The 16547-nt window shown below is 67.5% G+C and carries 18 protein-coding genes; 9 read left to right on the plus strand and 9 right to left on the minus strand.

The genetic code is table 11. The features are described from left to right. The first annotated feature begins 32 nt into the window (after positions 1-32). From rraA to AC3E6M_RS02270, 3 genes are read left to right on the plus strand one after another with little or no spacing between them, the layout of a single operon-like run. Positions 33-500 (plus strand): ribonuclease E activity regulator RraA, encoded by a 468-nt coding sequence (rraA, locus tag AC3E6M_RS02260; RefSeq protein ID WP_490528938.1) that lies wholly within the window; start codon positions 33-35, stop codon positions 498-500. Between the two features lie 43 nt (positions 501-543). Beyond that, positions 544-948 carry a VOC family protein gene (locus AC3E6M_RS02265; protein WP_490528939.1) on the plus strand — a complete coding sequence of 135 codons (405 nt, stop codon included), beginning with the start codon at positions 544-546 and terminating at the stop codon, positions 946-948. After that, the gene (locus AC3E6M_RS02270; protein ID WP_490528940.1) at positions 945-1277 is read left to right on the plus strand and encodes a winged helix-turn-helix transcriptional regulator; all 333 of its coding nucleotides are present in this window, start codon (positions 945-947) and stop codon (positions 1275-1277) included. The genes AC3E6M_RS02265 and AC3E6M_RS02270 overlap by 4 nt, the downstream gene beginning before the upstream one ends. A gap of 164 nt (positions 1278-1441) precedes the next feature. Here AC3E6M_RS02270 and AC3E6M_RS02275 read toward each other — a convergent pair whose 3' ends face one another. From AC3E6M_RS02275 to AC3E6M_RS02295, 5 genes are all read right to left on the minus strand, one after another. Further along, positions 1442-2026 (minus strand): nitroreductase family protein, encoded by a 585-nt coding sequence (locus AC3E6M_RS02275; RefSeq protein WP_138173974.1) that lies wholly within the window; start codon positions 2024-2026, stop codon positions 1442-1444. Between the two features lie 127 nt (positions 2027-2153). Then, positions 2154-2549, minus strand: coding sequence for a 4-carboxymuconolactone decarboxylase (pcaC, locus tag AC3E6M_RS02280; RefSeq protein WP_138173976.1), 396 nt, complete (start codon positions 2547-2549; stop codon positions 2154-2156). Next, positions 2546-3469 carry an NAD(P)-dependent oxidoreductase gene (locus AC3E6M_RS02285; protein ID WP_138173978.1) on the minus strand — a complete coding sequence of 308 codons (924 nt, stop codon included), beginning with the start codon at positions 3467-3469 and terminating at the stop codon, positions 2546-2548. Before AC3E6M_RS02285 ends, pcaC begins: the two co-directional genes overlap by 4 nt. Further along, positions 3469-4902: an aldehyde dehydrogenase family protein gene (locus tag AC3E6M_RS02290; protein WP_138173980.1), complete on the minus strand. Its 1434-nt coding sequence runs from the start codon at positions 4900-4902 to the stop codon at positions 3469-3471. Before AC3E6M_RS02290 ends, AC3E6M_RS02285 begins: the two co-directional genes overlap by 1 nt. 11 nt (positions 4903-4913) lie before the next feature. Further along, a complete protein-coding gene (locus AC3E6M_RS02295) occupies positions 4914-6026 on the minus strand; it encodes a zinc-binding dehydrogenase (protein ID WP_490528941.1) in 1113 nt (370 codons plus the stop codon). 130 nt (positions 6027-6156) lie between these two features. Between AC3E6M_RS02295 and AC3E6M_RS02300 the strand changes: the two genes are divergently transcribed. From AC3E6M_RS02300 to AC3E6M_RS02310, 3 genes are all read left to right on the plus strand, one after another. Then, positions 6157-6843: a GntR family transcriptional regulator gene (locus AC3E6M_RS02300; RefSeq protein ID WP_171024238.1), complete on the plus strand. Its 687-nt coding sequence runs from the start codon at positions 6157-6159 to the stop codon at positions 6841-6843. Positions 6844-6987: 144 nt separating this feature from the next. Beyond that, positions 6988-7806 carry an N-acyl homoserine lactonase family protein gene (locus tag AC3E6M_RS02305; protein ID WP_138173982.1) on the plus strand — a complete coding sequence of 273 codons (819 nt, stop codon included), beginning with the start codon at positions 6988-6990 and terminating at the stop codon, positions 7804-7806. After that, positions 7806-8195 carry an FmdB family zinc ribbon protein gene (locus AC3E6M_RS02310; RefSeq protein ID WP_138173984.1) on the plus strand — a complete coding sequence of 130 codons (390 nt, stop codon included), beginning with the start codon at positions 7806-7808 and terminating at the stop codon, positions 8193-8195. Before AC3E6M_RS02305 ends, AC3E6M_RS02310 begins: the two co-directional genes overlap by 1 nt. Positions 8196-8267: 72 nt before the next feature. On the opposite strand, the gene AC3E6M_RS02315 is transcribed toward AC3E6M_RS02310, so the two are convergent. The 3 genes from AC3E6M_RS02315 to AC3E6M_RS02325 are packed head-to-tail and all read right to left on the minus strand — an operon-like array spanning position 8268 to position 11151. Continuing rightward, positions 8268-9098, minus strand: a complete 831-nt coding sequence (locus tag AC3E6M_RS02315) for an SDR family NAD(P)-dependent oxidoreductase (RefSeq protein WP_490528942.1) — start codon at positions 9096-9098, stop codon at positions 8268-8270. Then, positions 9098-10312 carry a serine hydrolase domain-containing protein gene (locus AC3E6M_RS02320; protein ID WP_212743489.1) on the minus strand — a complete coding sequence of 405 codons (1215 nt, stop codon included), beginning with the start codon at positions 10310-10312 and terminating at the stop codon, positions 9098-9100. The genes AC3E6M_RS02315 and AC3E6M_RS02320 overlap by 1 nt, the downstream gene beginning before the upstream one ends. A gap of 56 nt (positions 10313-10368) precedes the next feature. Then, positions 10369-11151 carry an SDR family NAD(P)-dependent oxidoreductase gene (locus AC3E6M_RS02325; protein WP_138176857.1) on the minus strand — a complete coding sequence of 261 codons (783 nt, stop codon included), beginning with the start codon at positions 11149-11151 and terminating at the stop codon, positions 10369-10371. Between the two features lie 216 nt (positions 11152-11367). Between AC3E6M_RS02325 and AC3E6M_RS02330 the strand changes: the two genes are divergently transcribed. The 3 genes from AC3E6M_RS02330 to AC3E6M_RS02340 are packed head-to-tail and all read left to right on the plus strand — an operon-like array spanning position 11368 to position 15105. Further along, positions 11368-12462, plus strand: a complete 1095-nt coding sequence (locus tag AC3E6M_RS02330; RefSeq protein WP_490528943.1) for a sugar ABC transporter substrate-binding protein — start codon at positions 11368-11370, stop codon at positions 12460-12462. Between the two features lie 2 nt (positions 12463-12464). Beyond that, on the plus strand, positions 12465-14066 hold the full coding sequence (locus tag AC3E6M_RS02335) for a sugar ABC transporter ATP-binding protein (protein ID WP_490528965.1): 1602 nt from the start codon (positions 12465-12467) through the stop codon (positions 14064-14066). Next, positions 14059-15105, plus strand: a complete 1047-nt coding sequence (locus tag AC3E6M_RS02340; RefSeq protein WP_212743525.1) for an ABC transporter permease — start codon at positions 14059-14061, stop codon at positions 15103-15105. The genes AC3E6M_RS02335 and AC3E6M_RS02340 overlap by 8 nt, the downstream gene beginning before the upstream one ends. A gap of 57 nt (positions 15106-15162) precedes the next feature. On the opposite strand, the gene AC3E6M_RS02345 is transcribed toward AC3E6M_RS02340, so the two are convergent. Further along, a complete protein-coding gene (locus AC3E6M_RS02345) occupies positions 15163-16530 on the minus strand; it encodes a glucose-6-phosphate dehydrogenase (RefSeq protein WP_138176866.1) in 1368 nt (455 codons plus the stop codon). Positions 16531-16547 lie beyond the last annotated feature (17 nt).

A 16547-nucleotide genomic window follows, 5' to 3' on the forward strand; every position in this document is an offset into this window, starting at 1 on the left:
GTCCTCGCGGAGCGCCTCGCTACCCTGGCGCCATGACGATCGCAACGGCCGACCTCTACGACGAGCGCGGCGACGAACTCGACTCACTCTCGCTGCAGCTGCTCGACCTCGGCGGTCGGGTCGCGTTCGACGGGCTCGTGCGCACCGTGCGCTGTCACCGCGACAACGCGCTGGTGAAGCGCGTGCTCGCCACTCCGGGCGACGGTGCGGTCCTGGTCGTCGACGGAGGTGGATCCCTCGAGTCCGCGCTCGTCGGCGACCTCATCGCGGGATCGGCGGTGCAGAACGGATGGGCCGGGATCATCGTGCACGGGGTGATCCGCGACCGCGAGGCTCTGGCATCCCTCCCGCTCGGGGTCAAGGCGCTGGGGTCGAACCCGCGCAAGAGCGCGAAGGACGGTGTGGGCGAGGTCGACGTGCCGGTCACGATCGGCGGTGTCGTCTTCGCCCCGGGCCGGCACGTGTGGGCCGATGCCGACGGGGTGCTGGTCGAGCGCTGATCGGGTCTTGACGGAGCACTTCACTTTTGGAAGTATCACGGCCATGAGCCTCTTCCTCACCTGCCCGGTCGAGTCCGTCGCGCGCTCGACCGCCTTCTACACCGCCCTCGGCTGGACCCTCAACGCCGAGATGTCCGACCACAACGTCTCGTGCTTCGCCATCGCTCCGGAGCAGTACGTCATGCTCGGCAGCCGGGAGATGTACGCCGCCGTCGGCGGTACCGACGATCTCATCGGCGGACCCGACACGCCCTCCAAGATCACGGTGTCGTTCGACCTCGGCAGCCGCGAGGCGGTCGATGGGCTGGTCGAGCGTGCGGGCGCAGCCGGCGGGCGCATCGGCGACACCGACGACTATCCGTTCATGTACCAGCGTCAGTTCGACGACCCGGACGGATACCACTACTCGCCGTTCTGGATGAAGCCGGACGCCGAAGCGTCCGAGTGAGCGGCCTCGAAGCCGCCCTCGATGTCGTCGGTGCGCGCTGGGCGCTGCTCATCGTCGAGCGCTTGCTCGACGGCCCGCAGCGATACGGCGATCTGCAGCGCGACCTCGGCGTCGGCACGGCGATCCTGGCCGTGCGTCTGCGCGAGCTCGAAGAAGCCGGCGTGCTCGTCCGGCTCCCGCTGAAACACAACACCCGCGCCTACGCCCTGACCCCGCGCGGCGAGGCCTTGCGCGAGACGATCGTCGCGCTGGAGCGGTGGGGTGCTGCCCGGGCGCCAGATCACGTGATCTCGCCGAGACCACCCGACAGTGCGCGCCAGAACGGGTGATCTCGGCCACTTCGCGTGATCTGGCGGAAGAAGCAGCGGGATGCCGCGCGGTCCGGGCCGCGCGCAGAACCGGCGTCGGACGGTGATGCCGGGGCGGAAACCTGCCCGCCCCCGCACCGCGATCGCGGATGCAGGGGCGGACGGATGCCGGGAGCCGGCGCGACTCAGGCGTCGAGCAGCAGCGTCTCGGCGAGCGGACGGCGCGTGCGCGGGGCGTTCTCGCGGGCGCGGACGGCCTCGTCTGCGGCATCCGGGTCGCCGAAGGCGCCCACGGCGATCACGGTCACGGGCGTGAAGCGGGCGTCGAGGTCGAACGACGCGCGCAGGCCGTCACCCGAGAAGCCACCCATCGTGTGGGTGGCGAGACCGCGGGCGTGGGCCTCGACGGTGAAGAACGCGGCGGCCTGACCGGCGTCGTAGGTCGCCCACGGCCGGGGGTTCCCATCGGCGTCGGCCGTCTCCGCCAGCACGACGACGAGCGCGCCGGCCGCCGGGGCCCAGCCCTGGTTGAAGCCGACGAGGGACTCGACGACGCGGGCGTGCGCGTCGGTGCCGCGGCGAGCGAGCAGGAAACGCCACGGCTGCGTGTTGTTCGCCGACGGCGACCAGCGGGCGGCTTCGAACGCAGCGCGCAGCGCTTCCTCGTCGATGGGGGTCTCGGCGTCGAAGACGCGGGTGCTCCAACGCTCGGCCAGAACGTCGAGGATCGGGACGTCGGTCTGAGCGGTGCGGTCGAGAACGTGGGACATGGGTACTCCTCAGGATGAGAACGAAGCCGGGGCGTCGTTGACCTGTCCCATCGAACGCCGATGCAGCCGCCGGTGTTCCCATATGACGGAGAAAGTCCTGTGGTAGCCCGTCCGGCCGTCCAGCCGCCTACGCCTCAACGGACCGTTCGAGATCCATCTGGGCGAAGACTTCCCTTGCGACTCGGAAGCTCTCCAACGCGGCTGGCACTCCGCAATAGATCGCGGCTTGCAGGAACACTTCCTTGATCTCTTCCCGAGTCACGCCGTTGTTGATCGCGCCCCGCACGTGGGTGGCGAGCTCATGCGAGCGGTTCAGAGCGGTGAGCATCGCGAGGTTGATCAGGCTACGGTGCGGGCGCGCGAGTCCGGGCCGGCTCCAGACGTCTCCCCAGCAGTACTGAGTGACGAGTTCCTGCATGTCCTGCGAGAAGTCATCGGCTTTCGCCAGTGCCGCATCGACGTAGTCGTCGCCCAGGACTGCCCGGCGGATGGCGAGGCCCTCTTCGAAGAGCTGGTGGTTCATGAGGGGTCCTTCTTGTCGGTCGAGCCGAGGGCGACGCCGTTGACGGCTTCGAGATAGTGCGCAATGTGCGATTGGTCGGCGGGTGCACCGTCGAAAGATGCGAGCGCCGCGCGGGCCACGCGCACCGCGCTGTCGGAGAGGGGTGTCGAGATCCCGACGCTTTCGGCCAATTGCTGGGCGGTGATGATGTCTTTCACCGTGAACTCGAGCGAGAAGCCGACGTTCCACTGGCGATCGAGGACGTGCGGCCCGATCTTGACCTCGGTCGCGTGGTTGCGACCCGTCGAGTGATTGATGACGTCCAGCATGACTCGCGGATCCAGGCCGAACTTCGCGCCGACGCTGAGGACCTCGACGGCCCCGATGATCCCGATGACCGACAGGAGGTTGTTCAGTGCCTTCAGCGCGTGAGCGGAGCCTACGGGCCCCGTCCTCGTGACGCTCGCCCCCAGGGCGGCGAGGAGCGGTTGCGCCTGATTCCACACCTCGTCGTCGGGGGCGCCGACCATGATCGCGAGTTCCCCGGTCGCTGCGCGCCTCGGTCCTCCCGACACGGGGGCATCGATGAATCGGATGCCGCCGGCCGCCAGATCATCGGCATGAGCGCGCGTCGCATCCGGTTGGGACGAACCCATGTCGATGACCAGGGCGCCCGGACTCAGACGCGAGGCGAGGGATCCCGCCTCGCGTCGTGTGCCGAGCACGGATGCGACGACGGTGCTGTTCGGCAGCATGAGGATGGTGATCCGGCTCGCGGCGATCTCCGCGTCGTCGGCCACCCGTGCGCCCGTGTCGGCGGCGACCCGGTCGGCGACCTCCCGTGAGGCATCGGAGACGCTCACGCGGTGGCCGGCCGAAACGAGGCGGGCGACCATCGGTGCGCCCATCGTTCCCAGGCCGATGAAGGTGACGTCCGTCATCAGTACACCGCCACGACCGTCTTCAGGTGCGAATAGTGGAGCATCGCTTCGATCCCCTTCTCTCGCCCGTACCCGCTGTTCTTGTGCCCGCCGAACGGCGTCTGCACCGCGCCCGTGGACCACGTGTTGATGAAGACCTGACCGGCTTCGATGCTGTCGGCCACGCGGAGTGCGCGCCCGATGTCACGCGTGAACACCCCAGCGATCAGGCCGAACTCCGAATCGTTGGCGATGCGGATGGCATCCGCTTCGTCGTCGAAGGGGATCGTCACCAGCACCGGCCCGAAGATCTCTTCTCGGGCGATCCGCGAGTCGGTGTCGACGTCGGCGTAGATGGTGGGCTTCACGTAGAACCCTCCGCCCAGAGCCGGATCGCCGCTCACGGATCCGCCGATGACCGCGGCGATGCCCTCGTCCTGAGCGATGTGGAAGTACTCCTGGACCTGTGCGAACTGCCCGCGCGTGATGAGGGGGCCGATGTCGTCGCCCTCGCGCAGTTCGCCGGCGATCGCGGCCACCTGTGCGACGAACTCGTCGTGGATGGATCGCTCGACGAGCAGCCGCGTTCCCGCGGAGCACACCTGGCCCGCGTTGGCGGCGAAGGCGCGGACAGCCTCCCGGGCCGCTTTCGGCAGATCGGCGTCGGCGAAGACGATGTTGGCGGACTTGCCGCCCAGCTCCAGAGTGAGGGGGATGACGCGTTCGGCCGCGATACGACCGATTGTGCGTCCGGTCTGCACAGAACCGGTGAAAGCGACCTTGCGAACGGCGGGGTGGCTGACGATCGCGGTTCCGACGACCGACCCGGAACCCAGCACCACGTTCAGCACGCCATCGGGGAGCCCGATCTCGGTGGCGAGGCGGCATAGCAGAATCGTCGTCTGCGATGACGTCTCGGCGGGCTTCAGGATCACGACGTTGCCGGTCACGAGAGCCGGGGCGACGGCGCGAGCCGCCTGATTCAGCGGCACGTTCCACGGGGTGATGATGCCGACGACGCCGTAGGGCTCCCGTCGGGTATAGATGTGCTGTCCCGGTTCGACGTCGAGGACGTCGCCGACGGGGATGTTCACCAGCCCGGAGTAGAACTCGAAATAGGCCGCGGAGTTCTCGACTTCGGCGAGGGCTGTTGCGCGCGGCTTGCCGGTGTCTTGGATCTCGAGATCGGCGAATTCGTCGGCGTGGGCGCGGATCGCATCTGCGATGCGGCGAAGGATTCGGCCCCGTTCGGGCGCCGAGAAGTACCGCCAGCCGGGGTAGGCGCGGGTAGCCGCTTTGGCGGCGGAGTCGACGTCTGCGGCGGTGCCGGCGGCGATCCGTACGGTGGAGCCACCGGTCGCAGGATTCGTGCCCACGGTGTATTCATCGGACTGCGGCCGGTGGGGCGCCCCGTCGATCCAGTGGTCGAGAGGTTCGGGTGTAGCCGTGTTCATATCGATTCCCCTCAGTCGGTGATGGTGATGACGGCGCGAGTGACCTCGCGGTTGAGGGACTTCTCCAGCGCCACCTGGATGTCGGCGAACGAGAACTCGGCGTCGACGAGTTCTTCCAGGGGGTACTTGTCCCCGTGTTCGGCCAGGAACGTCAGCGCCTTCCAGAGATAGCGGGCCTCGTAGCGGTCGACGTGCCGGATGGTGAGAGCCTTCCGTGTGACGTAGCCGGGGTCGAACGGCACCGTGGCCCCGGGGGAGAGGTTCCCCATGACGAGGTAGCGGCCGCCTCGTCGCACGAGTCGAAGTCCTTCGGCGAACGCTGCGGGAACCCCGGCCACCTCCACACCCACGTCGGCTCCGCGACCGTTGGTGAGCTCCAAGACGGCTCTCTCCCGATCTTCGAGTTCGGGCAGTTCGTTGATGTCGATGACGTGGTCGGCGCCGAATGCGCGGGCCTGTGCGAGACGGGCAGCCACCCCGTCGACGACCAGCACGCGCGCTCCTCGTTCCTTCGCGACGGCGATCGCATAGAGACCCAGACCCCCCGCGCCCTGGATGAGAACGGTCTCGTCCTGCTGCAGCGCGATCTGGTCGATCCCGTAGAAGACCTGACTCAGTGCGCAGTTGGCCCCCGCCGCGACGGCGTCGGGGATCTCGTCCGGAACCTTGTACACGTTCTGCAGGGGGTGGATGTAGTAGTGCGTCGCGAATGCGGCGTGGAAGTGGGGAGCTTCCTCAGGCTGGCGTCCGAAGAACTCGTACGCGTTGTCGCAGAGGTTGTATTGACCGCCCACGCACTGGGGGCACCGCTGGCAGGTCTGGAAATAGGTGCAGACGATGCGGTCGCCGACGGCCAGCGGGACGCCTCGGTTGTCGGTGGTTCGGCGATCACCGAATGCCAGGACGCGCAGAACCATCTCGTGGCCCAGTCCGCCCCGCTTCTTCACGGGGTGCTTTCCGTTCCAGATGTGCAACTCAGAGCCGCACACGTTCGCGCGCAGGACCTCCACGAGGATGCCGTCGGGCTCGAGCTCGGGGAGGGGGTATTCGGCATAAGCGAGCACGCGGGGTTCGCTCATATAGGCCAAGCGGCCGGTGACGGGTGTGTCTGCTCGCGCTTCCACGGGCTATCTCCCTTGATAGTGATGGTGACAGCGCTACGTTAGCGAATGACGGATTGTCCGTCAATCCGTCGGCACCTTCCTTTCGGACGGTGCCGCACATAAGATCGCTCTATGAGAGGACTGAGCTCCGGTGTCCAGGCCCACTGATCTGAGACTTGCCCGCGAGGAGACGTCGTTACGTTCTCTCCTGGTCAACCGCTTGCGCGACCTCATTCTGGACGGCGATCTCACGCCCGGGCAGAAGCTGGTCGAGCGCGACCTGACCGAGGCGTTCGGCGTGAGTCGTTCTCTCTTGCGAGAGGCTTTGCAGCAATTGCAGGCCGAAGGCCTCATCGTCAACGTGCTGCACCGTGGCCCGTCGGTCGCTGTCATCACTGAGCACGAGGCGCGGGAGATTTACGCTGTTCGCGCGTTGTTGGAGAGCCGTGCCGGACGCGACTTCGTCGAGAACGCCACGGACGATGATGTCGATGCGCTCGCCGCGGCGGTCGATGCGCTGCGGGATCCGGGTGTCCAGGACGACCCCCATCGCCAACTGGTCGTGAAGAACGAGTTCTACGCAGCACTGCTCGCCGGCGGGGGGAACGCGACCATCGCTCAGCTGCTCAAGCAGTTGAACAATCGCGTCACGATGCTCCGCCGGGTGTCGTTGTCCCAGCCGGGGAGGCTGGTGCAGACGACGCAGGAACTCGAAGAGATCGTCGACGCGGCGCGTCGCCGCGACGGCGACCTGATCGCGAAACTCCTCTCGGACCACGTCGATCGAGCGGCGGCGCTCGCGCTGGCGAACTACGACCTCGGCGACGCCGCGAGCTGACGTCTCGCGACCCCGCATCGACCAGCGGGGCGCGCTGCGCGGTCCGCGGGCGCCCTTCCGTCGCGTTCGGGAGAGGCCAGTGCTTGCCCTCATCTTTGTCCTACAATATGTTTGTCGTATACGACTTGAGAAAGGCACAGTGACGTGACCGATGAGATGAAAGTCCACATTCTCCGCACCGGAACCCTGCAGGGCGAGTTGGCCTGGCTGCTGCTGAAGTCGGGCACCACCTTGATGGACAAGAACCATCGCCACGAGCCCCGTGTGTGGGCGAACATGCCTACTCATGCCGTCCTCATCGAGCATCCCGAGGGGCGGATCCTGTGGGACACGGGTGTGCCCCGCAACTGGGAGACGCAGTGGGAGCCCGCCGGTTTCCAGGACTACTTCCCGGTCGCCGAGGATGTCGACGCCCCCGAGGGCTGGTTGGACTCCGGCCTGGCGTCGCTGGAGCTCACGCCCGAGGACATCGATGTACTGGTCCTGTCGCACCTTCACTACGACCACGTCGGCAACGCCAGGATGTTCGACAACGGCAAGACGCGCATCATCGCGAACAACGATGAGATCGCCGGCGTGAAGACACTGAGCGGGATCGTGAACGGCGCTCATCTGATGAGCGAGTTCGAGGGCCTCCCCATCCACGGCACACCGGGCGACGAAGAACTGGTGCCGGGCGTCCATCTCATCAACACCCCCGGGCACACGTGGGGAACGATGTCCTTGCAGATCGACCTGCCCAACGACGGTACGAAGATCTTCACCTCTGACGCGCTGTACCTCTCCGAAAGCTACGGCCCGCCGGCCGTGGGGGCGGCAATCGTATGGGACAACGTCAAGTGGCTCGAGTCGGTGGAGAAGATCAGATCGATCGCGGATCGGACCGGCGCCGAGTTGATCTTCGGTCATGACGACCACCAGCTTCCCTCTCTTCGCACGGCGCCGAACGGCTATTACAGCTGATGCTCTACGACTATCGCTGCCCTCCCTGCGGGGAACGTTTCGAGTTGCGCGTCCCTTCGATGAACTCCGCGACCCCGCTGTGCCCCTCTTGCGGGAGCGACACCCTGGTCAAGCTCGTCAGCGGTGTGCGAATCGGTGGCGCTGCTGCCGCAGGTCCCGCGCGCAGCCAGATGCCGCGTAGTTGGCAGGCCACTCGCGGTGGCGACAGGGATGTGGTGCGCGGGTGGCGAGACGCCGCGGTGCGGCGCGAGAGGCTCGAAGAGCGTCATCCTGAACTCGCGCCGGATCGTCGGCCCGTCCTCGCGCACGAGGGGCGCTTTGCGGACAGGCCGTTACGGGCCGGTGACCCTTGGCCGTCGATGACGGCCCCGGGCTCGGCCGAAGCCTGACGCGAGAATCGGCCGAAAGAGGACACCCACGCGGCGGGATGCCGGCGGGGTGTCCTCTTCTCATATCGGGCCTCACGCCCCCGCGGCGCGCGTCATGGCGAGAGCGAAGGCGTCCAGGCCGGCGGTTCCGGAGTCGACGAGGATGTCGACCCCGGTCACCGAGGCGGCCGCGTCGCTCGCGAGGAACGCGCAGACCTCGGCGACGTCGCGACCTCGCCCGATGCGACGCAGAGGTAGCTCCGCGGAGACGAGGTCGAGGAACTGATCGAGGTCCATTCCCGCGCGCGCGGCGCCCTCGCGGGCCTCACCCAGGAGCATCGGCGTCGCGGTGGGGCCGGGGCTGACGCTGTTGGCGCGGATGCCGTGGCAGCCGTAGTCTGCCGCGAGCTGCCGGGTGAACGCGACCAGCGCGGCTTTCGAGGCGCTGTAGGCGGCGGTCTCGGGGAGTGACCGGTGTGCGGCCAGCGACGCCACATTCACGATGGAACCGCGACCCCGTCGGACCATGCCGCGAAGCGCGTGACGGGCCATGAGGAAGGGGCCCGTCACGTTGACGGCGAAGACGCGGTTCCACTCTCCGAGGGTCATCTCGGTGGTGGCGCGAACGAGGCTGACTCCCGCGGTGTTGATCAGGATGTCAGCGGCACCGCCACCGAACTCCTCCGCCGTCTGCACGGCCTGCGCGCAACTGTCTTCGTCGGTCACGTCCGCGACGCACGTGACGGCGAGGGGCCCGATCTCTCTCGCTACGGTCGCGAGAGCATCCGCGGACACGTCGACCAGGCACACGCGGACGCCCGACTCCGCCAGGCGATGGGCGACCGCGGCTCCAATGCCCGATGCGCCGCCCGTCACGATGGCCGTCGAGTGGTCCGCGCGGGCCTCGATGTCGGTGTGCGCCATCAGAGCGCCGCGCAGATCGCGAGGTCCGACAGCCGCTGGCAGCGCAGGTAGTTGTCGCTCTCCTCCATCGACCCTGCGGTGAGCAGCACGAAGGTCACATCGCGCTCAGGATCGACCCAGAACACCGTGGATCCGGCACCGTGGTTGCCGAACGTCCGCGCCGATGTCAGCGTGCCGAGCATGGAGGGTGCTGCGCCGAGGCCCGACAGCTGGAACCCGTATCCGAGGTTCGCCGGAGCCCACGGCCATCCGCGCTTCTTCGCCATCCCCAGATAGAGGTTGTTGGGGTCGTCGCCGGTCTGCACGCGGGTCGCCACGTCGATGATGGCGGGGGACACCAGTTGTTCGCCGCTCTCCGTCTTGCCGCGCCGGCGGTAGACCTCCGCCAGTCGGAAGATGTCCCGCGCCGTCGTGACGGACCCGACCCACGGCATCTCCGCGTCCCCGGAGATCACGTCGTTCAGAACCTCGAGATCGTGAGCCGTGAGCCACCCCTCATTGCCGAACATCGCCCTGATCGGAACGACACGTTCTGCGAGACGCTCGGGGAGACCGAAAGCCGTGTCGACCATGCCGATCGGATCCAGCACTTCGCGCGCCATCATCTGCGAGAAGGAGGTGTCCCCGTGCACGCGGCGCACCATTTCGCCGAGCAGGGCATGGTTCAGGGTCGGGGAGTAGTCCACGGTCGTACCGGGCTCGCCCGCGAGGGGCATCTCGCAGATCTTCTCGATCACGGCCGAGAGGTCGCCCAGCTGCGCGTAGGGGAGGGGCTCGGGAGTGCCGTTCATCCCCGACCGGTGGCTCAGGAGGTGCGCCACCGTGACGGTCTCCTTGCCCCGTGCGAGGAATCGATCTGATCCGATGTACTCGGGGATGACATCCACCACCCGGGTGTTCAGAGTGAGGAGCCCGGCATCGATCGCGCGGTAGACGGCGGTGTTCGTGAGGGCTTTGGTGACCGACAGCACGCGGAAGACGTCGTCCAGGGCGGCGCTTCGTTGCGTGGACGCATCCGTCGACCCGATCGCAGCCTCGAGGACCACGTCTCCGTGGCGTGCGACGATCACGGTCGCGCCGTGGTACTCCCCGGCCTCGATGTCCTGCTCGATCGTCGAGCGGAGTCGAGCCAGCTGAGGGGTCGACATCCCGCTCTTCTCGGCGCGGCCGATCTCGGCTGCGGCAGCGGTGGGCGTTGCGGTGGTGGACGACATTGTCTGTTCCTTCGTGTGGTGATGAGTGGCGGATGACGAGGGGGCGCGGGGAGGGGTCAGCTCTCGGGCGTGCGCAGCGGGGAGTCGGCGAGTGCACCCCCGTCTATGGGGATGACCGCGCCGGTGAGGTAGGCCGCAGCGTCCGAGAGGAGGAAGGACACGAGGTCGGCCACCTCGCCCGGCCGGCCCATTCGGCCGAGGGGGACCTGTGCCTGGAGCGCATCGGCCTGCGCCCCGTGGAACTCCCGGAGGGGGGCCTGCAAGGGGGTGTCCGTGAGGCCCGGGGCGACGCAGTTGACGCGGATGCCGTGCGCCGCGCCTTCTACTGCCGCGTTGCGGACGAGCCCGATCACGCCGTGTTTGGCGGCCGTGTAGGCGGCGAGCCCCCGGCCTGCGCTCAGTCCGGCCAGTGATGAAGTGACGACGATGGATCCACCGGCCGTGCTCTCGCTGAGGTGCCGCATGGTCTCACGCAGTCCGAGGAAGACTCCGCGCAGGTCGATCGCGATCACGCGGTCGAAGTCCTCGACGGATGTCTCCATCAGCGACTGGAACGGGCCCGGGACCGCCGCATTGAGGAACGCGCCGTCGAGCCCACCGAAGTGGGCCGCCGCTCGGTCCGTTGATTCGACGACGTCCTCTTCCTGGCTCACGTCGCCGGGGAGGGCAAGAACCTGATCTCCGAACTCATCGGCGAGGGCGGCGAGTCGGGTCGTGTCGCGGTCGACGATCGCGACACGATCCCCGCGCTGCGTGAGTTGGCGCACGGTGGACTCGCCGATCCCGCTGGCGCCGCCGGTGACGATGTACGAGCGCGGGTCGGACGGGGTACGGGACATTCGAACTCCTGGTCTTCGTTGACGAGCGGTTCACATGTCATACCCCTGCGGGGGGTCTCGCCACCTCGATCCGAGGGGGAGCGAAAGATGGGGTAGACATTGAACTATTGTCGTACGATAATACAACGTGGCCCCCGAGATCGATAGTGCCGCGACACATCCGAGTCCGTAACGCACGTCGATCCATGTCTCCTTCAATGAAGAAAGGACACAGTCATGTCCCGCACCCGCAAGCACCGCGTCGCCATTCTGGCTGCTGCTCTCACCACGCTCGCTTTGACAGCCACCGCGTGCAGCTCGCCCGGAGGCTCTCCGGCTCCGGCCGGTGAGACCGTCCAGATCGACGTGGGAACGAGCACTCCCGTCTCGGCGTCGACGCTCCTGCGCGTCGCCGTGGCTCTCCCCGGGACCAACAACAGCTACCTGCAGGCGCAGATCGAGCAGGTGAAGTCGGACATCGCGAAGATCCCGGGTGCCGAAGTCACCATCTTCGACGGCAAGTTCGACGCGACCACCCAGTACAACTCACTGCAGACGATCATCCAGTCCGGCAAGTACAACGCCATCCTCCTTCCCTCTCTCGACTCCAATCTCAACTGCAAGGTGGCCACCGAGCAGGCGCCGGCGAAGAACATCGTGGTCGTCGCCATGACGACGGCGCTGTGCGGCCGGACGGTGAACGAGGGCGACGAGCTCTGGGCGCCGGGCACCCTCGCGTTCGTCGGCGGCGTGGACACCGTCGAGTACTGGACCGACTACCTCGAGTACGTCATCGCGCAGAATCCGGGCCCGCAGAAGGTCATCATGCTCAAGGGCCCCGACAACATCGGCATCACCATCAACCTCGATGCCGCGATCGAGAAGGTGACGGCGGCACACCCCGACTTCCAGATCGTCGCAGAGGCGAACACCGACTACTCGATCCCCCAGGGCAACCAGAAGGCTGCCGACATGCTCCAGGCGCACCCTGACGCGACCATCCTGTTCTCCGCCTACGTGACCCTCACGCAGGGTGCTGTGCAGGCCGTGCAGGCCGCCGGTCGCACCGGTGAGATCAAGATCTACGACAAGGGATCCTCCAAGTACTCGATCGAGCAGCTCGAGGCCGGCACGATCCTCGCCTCGGCACCGGAATACCCGCGTACGACGATCACCTCCGCTCTGCAGCAGGTCGTCGACGCGCTCGACGGCAAGGCTCCGACCCGCTTCCTGAAGAACAGCGGTGCCCCGCTGCCCGCGGATGCCGATGCGAAGACGGGGTTCTTCGTGATCACGAAGGAGACCGCGTCGTCCTTCACCCCCGAATCGTGACGATGATGACGGCGAACGACGGGGATGCCTCACGGTCGACGAAGGCGATCTCCACGCGCGGGCTGGGGAAGAGGTTCGGCAAGACGCAGGCGCTGTCGTCCATCGATCTCGACATCGAAGCGGGCACCATCCACGCTCTGGTCGGTGAGAACGGTGCGGGCAAGTCGACGCTGCTCGGCATCTTGGCGGGGCGGATCCAGCAATCCGAGGGATCGTTCTCGGTCTTCGGCGAATCGGTCTCGCTCGGCAGCCCCCGAGCAGCGCAGCATGCCGGGATCGCGGCGATCTATCAGGAGCTGACGATCATCGACCCACTCACCGCGGTGGCCAATGTCTTCGTGTCACGACCACGATCGCGAGCGGGTGTGCTCGACGAACGCGCAATGCGTCGTCGCTACGAGGAGCTCTCTTCACAAATGGGAGTGTCCGTGCCGGCGGGCGCTCTCGCGAGGGATCTCTCCGTCGCCCAGCAGCAGATCCTCGAGATCATGCGAGCGCTCGATTCCGACGCCAGGATCATCTTCTTCGACGAGCCGACGGCGCCGCTCGGTGCGTCGGAACGGGAGTCGCTCTTCGCTCTCATGCGCGACCTGCGGGCACACGGCGTGACCATGGTGTTCGTCTCCCACGCCCTGGACGAGGTGCTGAACATCGCGGACCACGTGACGGTGTTCCGCGACGGTCGGCAGACGGCGAGTCGACCGGTCGCCGAGTGGACGAAGCAGACGTTGGTGAACGAGATGCTGGGTCGGGACGTCGCCGCGGCGGCAGCCGAAAAAGTAGACGCGGCGGCGGCAGCGGACGGGGGCACGTCACCGGCGCAGCCGATGCGGCGTTCGCGATCCGACAAGGGGATCCGCGTCGAAGGCCTCAAGGTGGGCGGATCCGTCGAAGGCATTGACTTCGAGCTGCGTTCGGGAGAGATCCTCGGCATCGGAGGGCTCGTCGGCGCGGGCCGCTCCTCGGTCCTGCACGCGCTCGCCGGGCTGGATCCCCGCGCGGTGGGGCGTCTCTGGGTGGATGGGAAGGAGGTTCCGTGGCCGCGTTCGGTGCGTCGTGCCCTCGGCCTCGGGATCGCCCTGCTGCCGGAGGATCGGAAGACTCAGGTCCTCGTCCTGATGCTCTCCGCGGCTGACAATGTCGTCATCTCCGATTACCGCTCGATTTCGCGTCGCGGAATCGTCACCCCTCGCCGCATCCGCGACGGTGCGACCCGCGTCGCTGCGGCCTACGGTTTCGATCCTGCGCGCTTGGGGGAGCCTGCCCGCAACCTCTCTGGGGGAAATCAGCAGAAGCTGCTTCTGGCGCGGTGGGGCCACCGGCCGCCCCGCTTTCTCCTGGCGGATGAGCCGACGCGCGGGATCGATGTCGGAGCGAAGTCCGACATCCTCGACACCCTCCGCGAACGGGCGGCGGCCGGCGCCGGTGTCCTGGTCGTCAGTTCCGAGCTCGAGGAGGTCGCCCAGACCGCGGGGCGCGTGCTGGTGATGTCCTCCGGGCGGATCGTCGACGAGTTCGACATCGACCGCGCGCGCAATTCCGAGCAGGACCTCGTCGCGCGAATCCTTTATTCGGCGTTCCAAGTGGAGAACACACATGTCTAGTACCGACCAACACTCGCGCGGCCCGGCGCTCGCGCTCGGCGGCGAGAAGAAGCTCGGCGGCGAGAAGAAGCTCGGCGTCGAGGAGCCCCAGAAGAAGCAGTTTGCTCGCCGAGCGAAAGACACCATGTTCCGGTTCGGCATGGTGTGGTTGCTTCTGCTTCTCGTCCTGTGGGCTCAACTCACCTACCCGGGCTTCTTGGCCTGGGGAAATCTGCAGAACCTCCTGTCGCAGAACGCGCAGCTCGGCATCATCGCGGTCGGCATGACCTATGTCATGATCGCGCGCGGCCTGGATCTCTCGGTGGGGGCGACCTACGCGGGATGTGCCGTCGTGTACGCCCAGTTGGCGCTGACTCTCCCCATCCCTCTCGCTTTCGTGCTCACCCTCCTCGTCGGAGCGGCGGCGGGAGCCATCAACGGGGCCATCATCACACTGCTGAAGGTCAACCCGTTCGTCGCGACGCTGGGAACGGGTTCGGTGTTCGGCGGCGCCGCCTTCCTGTTCTCGAATTCCTCGCCCGTCCTCAACAACGAGCCCGGGTTCGACTGGCTCGGACTGGGGATGATCGCAGCGGTCCCCGTGTCGGTCTGGCTGATGGTGATCGTCTTCCTCATCGCGGGGTTCATCCTGTCGCGGACGGCATACGGGCGATCGATCTTCGCGATCGGCGGCAATCCCGAGGCAGCCCGGCTCGCGGGCCTGCGCGTCGAGGCTCTCAGCGCGAGTACCTACACCCTCGTCGGCGTATGTGCCGCCATCGGTGGCTGCATCATCGCGTCGCGGTTGTCCGTGGGTCAGGCCGACGTGGGCTCGACGATCGTCCTCGATGTCATCGCCGTCGTCGTGATCGGTGGCACGTCACTCTTCGGAGGAGAGGGAGCGATGTGGCGGACGGCAGTCGGACTGCTCATCATCGCCATCATCCGCAACGTGTCGCAGTCGAGCGGGTTCGACGTGAACGTCGAATCCGTCATCACCGGTGCCATCGTCGTGGGCGCGGTCGCGCTCGACGCGTTCGCTCGACGGCGCCGGGGGTAGCTCAGCCGAAGGGGGCGAGTCGGCGGCCGAGTGCGCGGCCGGCTCGCCTCCGCGGGCTCAGAGGCCCCAGGATGCCGGGCCGGCTGTCCCCGCCGGGTACTCGTCGAGCGGCACCTCGTCGGCGCGCCACGCGTCGATGACCGGCTGCACGATGCGCCAGCACTGCTCGGCGGCATCGCCTCGCACGGCGAGCATCGCGTCTCCGTCCAGGATGCCGGAGAGCACCTCTCCGTACGCCTTGAGGCCGCCCTCGCCCAGGTCGGCCGCGAGGGTGACGCGTTCGAGTTCCAGCGGGTCGTCGGCGCCGTTGACGTTGAGGCCGAGGCTCATCGTGTCGGGGCCGAGCGAGAACGTCAGCACCGAGGGGGTGCTCTCCCCGACGAACCCATCCGGCAGGTGCCGCACCGGCTTGAAGGTCACCGTCACCGCGGGGTCACCCGCGTCGGAGCCGAGCCCCTTGCCCGAACGCAGCACGATCGGCACGCCCTGCCACCGGGCCGTGCGCACCTCGACGGTCATCTCGGCCAGCGTCTCGGTCTGCCGCGCCGGGTCGACACCGGGCTCGTCGACGTACGAGGTGAAGTGCCGGTCGCCGATCGTGCCCGCGGTGTAGCGCGCGCGACGGGAGTTCGTCACGGCATCGTCGTCCCACACGTGAGTGGCGCGCAGCACCGTCGAGGTCGCATCGCGCAGGTCGAGCTGATCGAGCGAGGACGGTGGCTCCATCGTCACGAACGCCATGACCTGCAGCAGGTGGCTCTGGATCATGTCGACGAGGGCGCCCGCGTGGTCGTAGTAACCCGCACGCCCTTCGAGCCCCAGCTTCTCGGGGTAGTCGACCGTGACCCCGGCGATGTCGTCTGCCGACCACACGCTCTCGATGAGGCGGTTGGCGAAGCGCACGCCCAAGAGGTTGAGCACCGTCGAGCGGCCGAGGAAGTGGTCGATGCGGAACACCTGCTCTTCGGGCACGAGCTTGGCCACCTGCAGGTTGAGTGCGTGGGCGCTGGCCTCGTCGGTGCCGAAGGGCTTTTCGAGCGCGAGGATCGTTCCTTCGGGGATCGTCACGTCGGCGAGGGCGACGCAGGCCTTCTCGGCGACGGCGGGCGGAACCGCGAAGTACAGCGCGGGCCGTCCCTCGGCGGCATCCAGAAGCTGCTGGAGATCGGCGGCCTTCGTGATGTCGGCCTGACTGTAGGTGGTCTCGGCGACCATCGCGAACGCCGCCTCCGAGTCGGTCGTCGCGAAGGAGGTCCGCACCACCTCGCGCCAGTGGTCGTCGGTCCAGTCCTCCATGCCGGCGCCGTGCAGACGCACCGAGCGGCCCGGCTCGCGCGTCAGCAGCTGCCCGAGGGCGGGCAGCAGGAGCCGCGAGGTGAGGTCGCCCGAAGCGCCCAGGATGATGAGGGTGGTGTCCGCCGGCATGGGGACACCGTAGCGCC

The organism is Microbacterium sp. SCPM-O-B-15248 (M128) (assembly GCF_058214835.1).

Bases quoted from the DNA above. Each gene is read 5' to 3' on its own strand.
- rraA (WP_490528938.1), top strand. From the start codon at position 33: ATGACGATCGCAACGGCCGACCTCTACGACGAGCGCGGCGACGAACTC.
- AC3E6M_RS02265 (WP_490528939.1), top strand. From the start codon at position 544: ATGAGCCTCTTCCTCACCTGCCCGGTCGAGTCCGTCGCGCGCTCGACC.
- AC3E6M_RS02275 (WP_138173974.1), bottom strand. From the start codon at position 2,026: ATGTCCCACGTTCTCGACCGCACCGCTCAGACCGACGTCCCGATCCTC.
- pcaC (WP_138173976.1), bottom strand. From the start codon at position 2,549: ATGAACCACCAGCTCTTCGAAGAGGGCCTCGCCATCCGCCGGGCAGTC.
- AC3E6M_RS02285 (WP_138173978.1), bottom strand. From the start codon at position 3,469: ATGACGGACGTCACCTTCATCGGCCTGGGAACGATGGGCGCACCGATG.
- AC3E6M_RS02290 (WP_138173980.1), bottom strand. From the start codon at position 4,902: ATGAACACGGCTACACCCGAACCTCTCGACCACTGGATCGACGGGGCG.
- AC3E6M_RS02310 (WP_138173984.1), top strand. From the start codon at position 7,806: ATGCTCTACGACTATCGCTGCCCTCCCTGCGGGGAACGTTTCGAGTTG.
- AC3E6M_RS02315 (WP_490528942.1), bottom strand. From the start codon at position 9,098: ATGGCGCACACCGACATCGAGGCCCGCGCGGACCACTCGACGGCCATC.
- AC3E6M_RS02320 (WP_212743489.1), bottom strand. From the start codon at position 10,312: ATGTCGTCCACCACCGCAACGCCCACCGCTGCCGCAGCCGAGATCGGC.
- AC3E6M_RS02325 (WP_138176857.1), bottom strand. From the start codon at position 11,151: ATGTCCCGTACCCCGTCCGACCCGCGCTCGTACATCGTCACCGGCGGC.
- AC3E6M_RS02330 (WP_490528943.1), top strand. From the start codon at position 11,368: ATGTCCCGCACCCGCAAGCACCGCGTCGCCATTCTGGCTGCTGCTCTC.
- AC3E6M_RS02335 (WP_490528965.1), top strand. From the start codon at position 12,465: ATGATGACGGCGAACGACGGGGATGCCTCACGGTCGACGAAGGCGATC.
- AC3E6M_RS02340 (WP_212743525.1), top strand. From the start codon at position 14,059: ATGTCTAGTACCGACCAACACTCGCGCGGCCCGGCGCTCGCGCTCGGC.
- AC3E6M_RS02345 (WP_138176866.1), bottom strand. From the start codon at position 16,530: ATGCCGGCGGACACCACCCTCATCATCCTGGGCGCTTCGGGCGACCTC.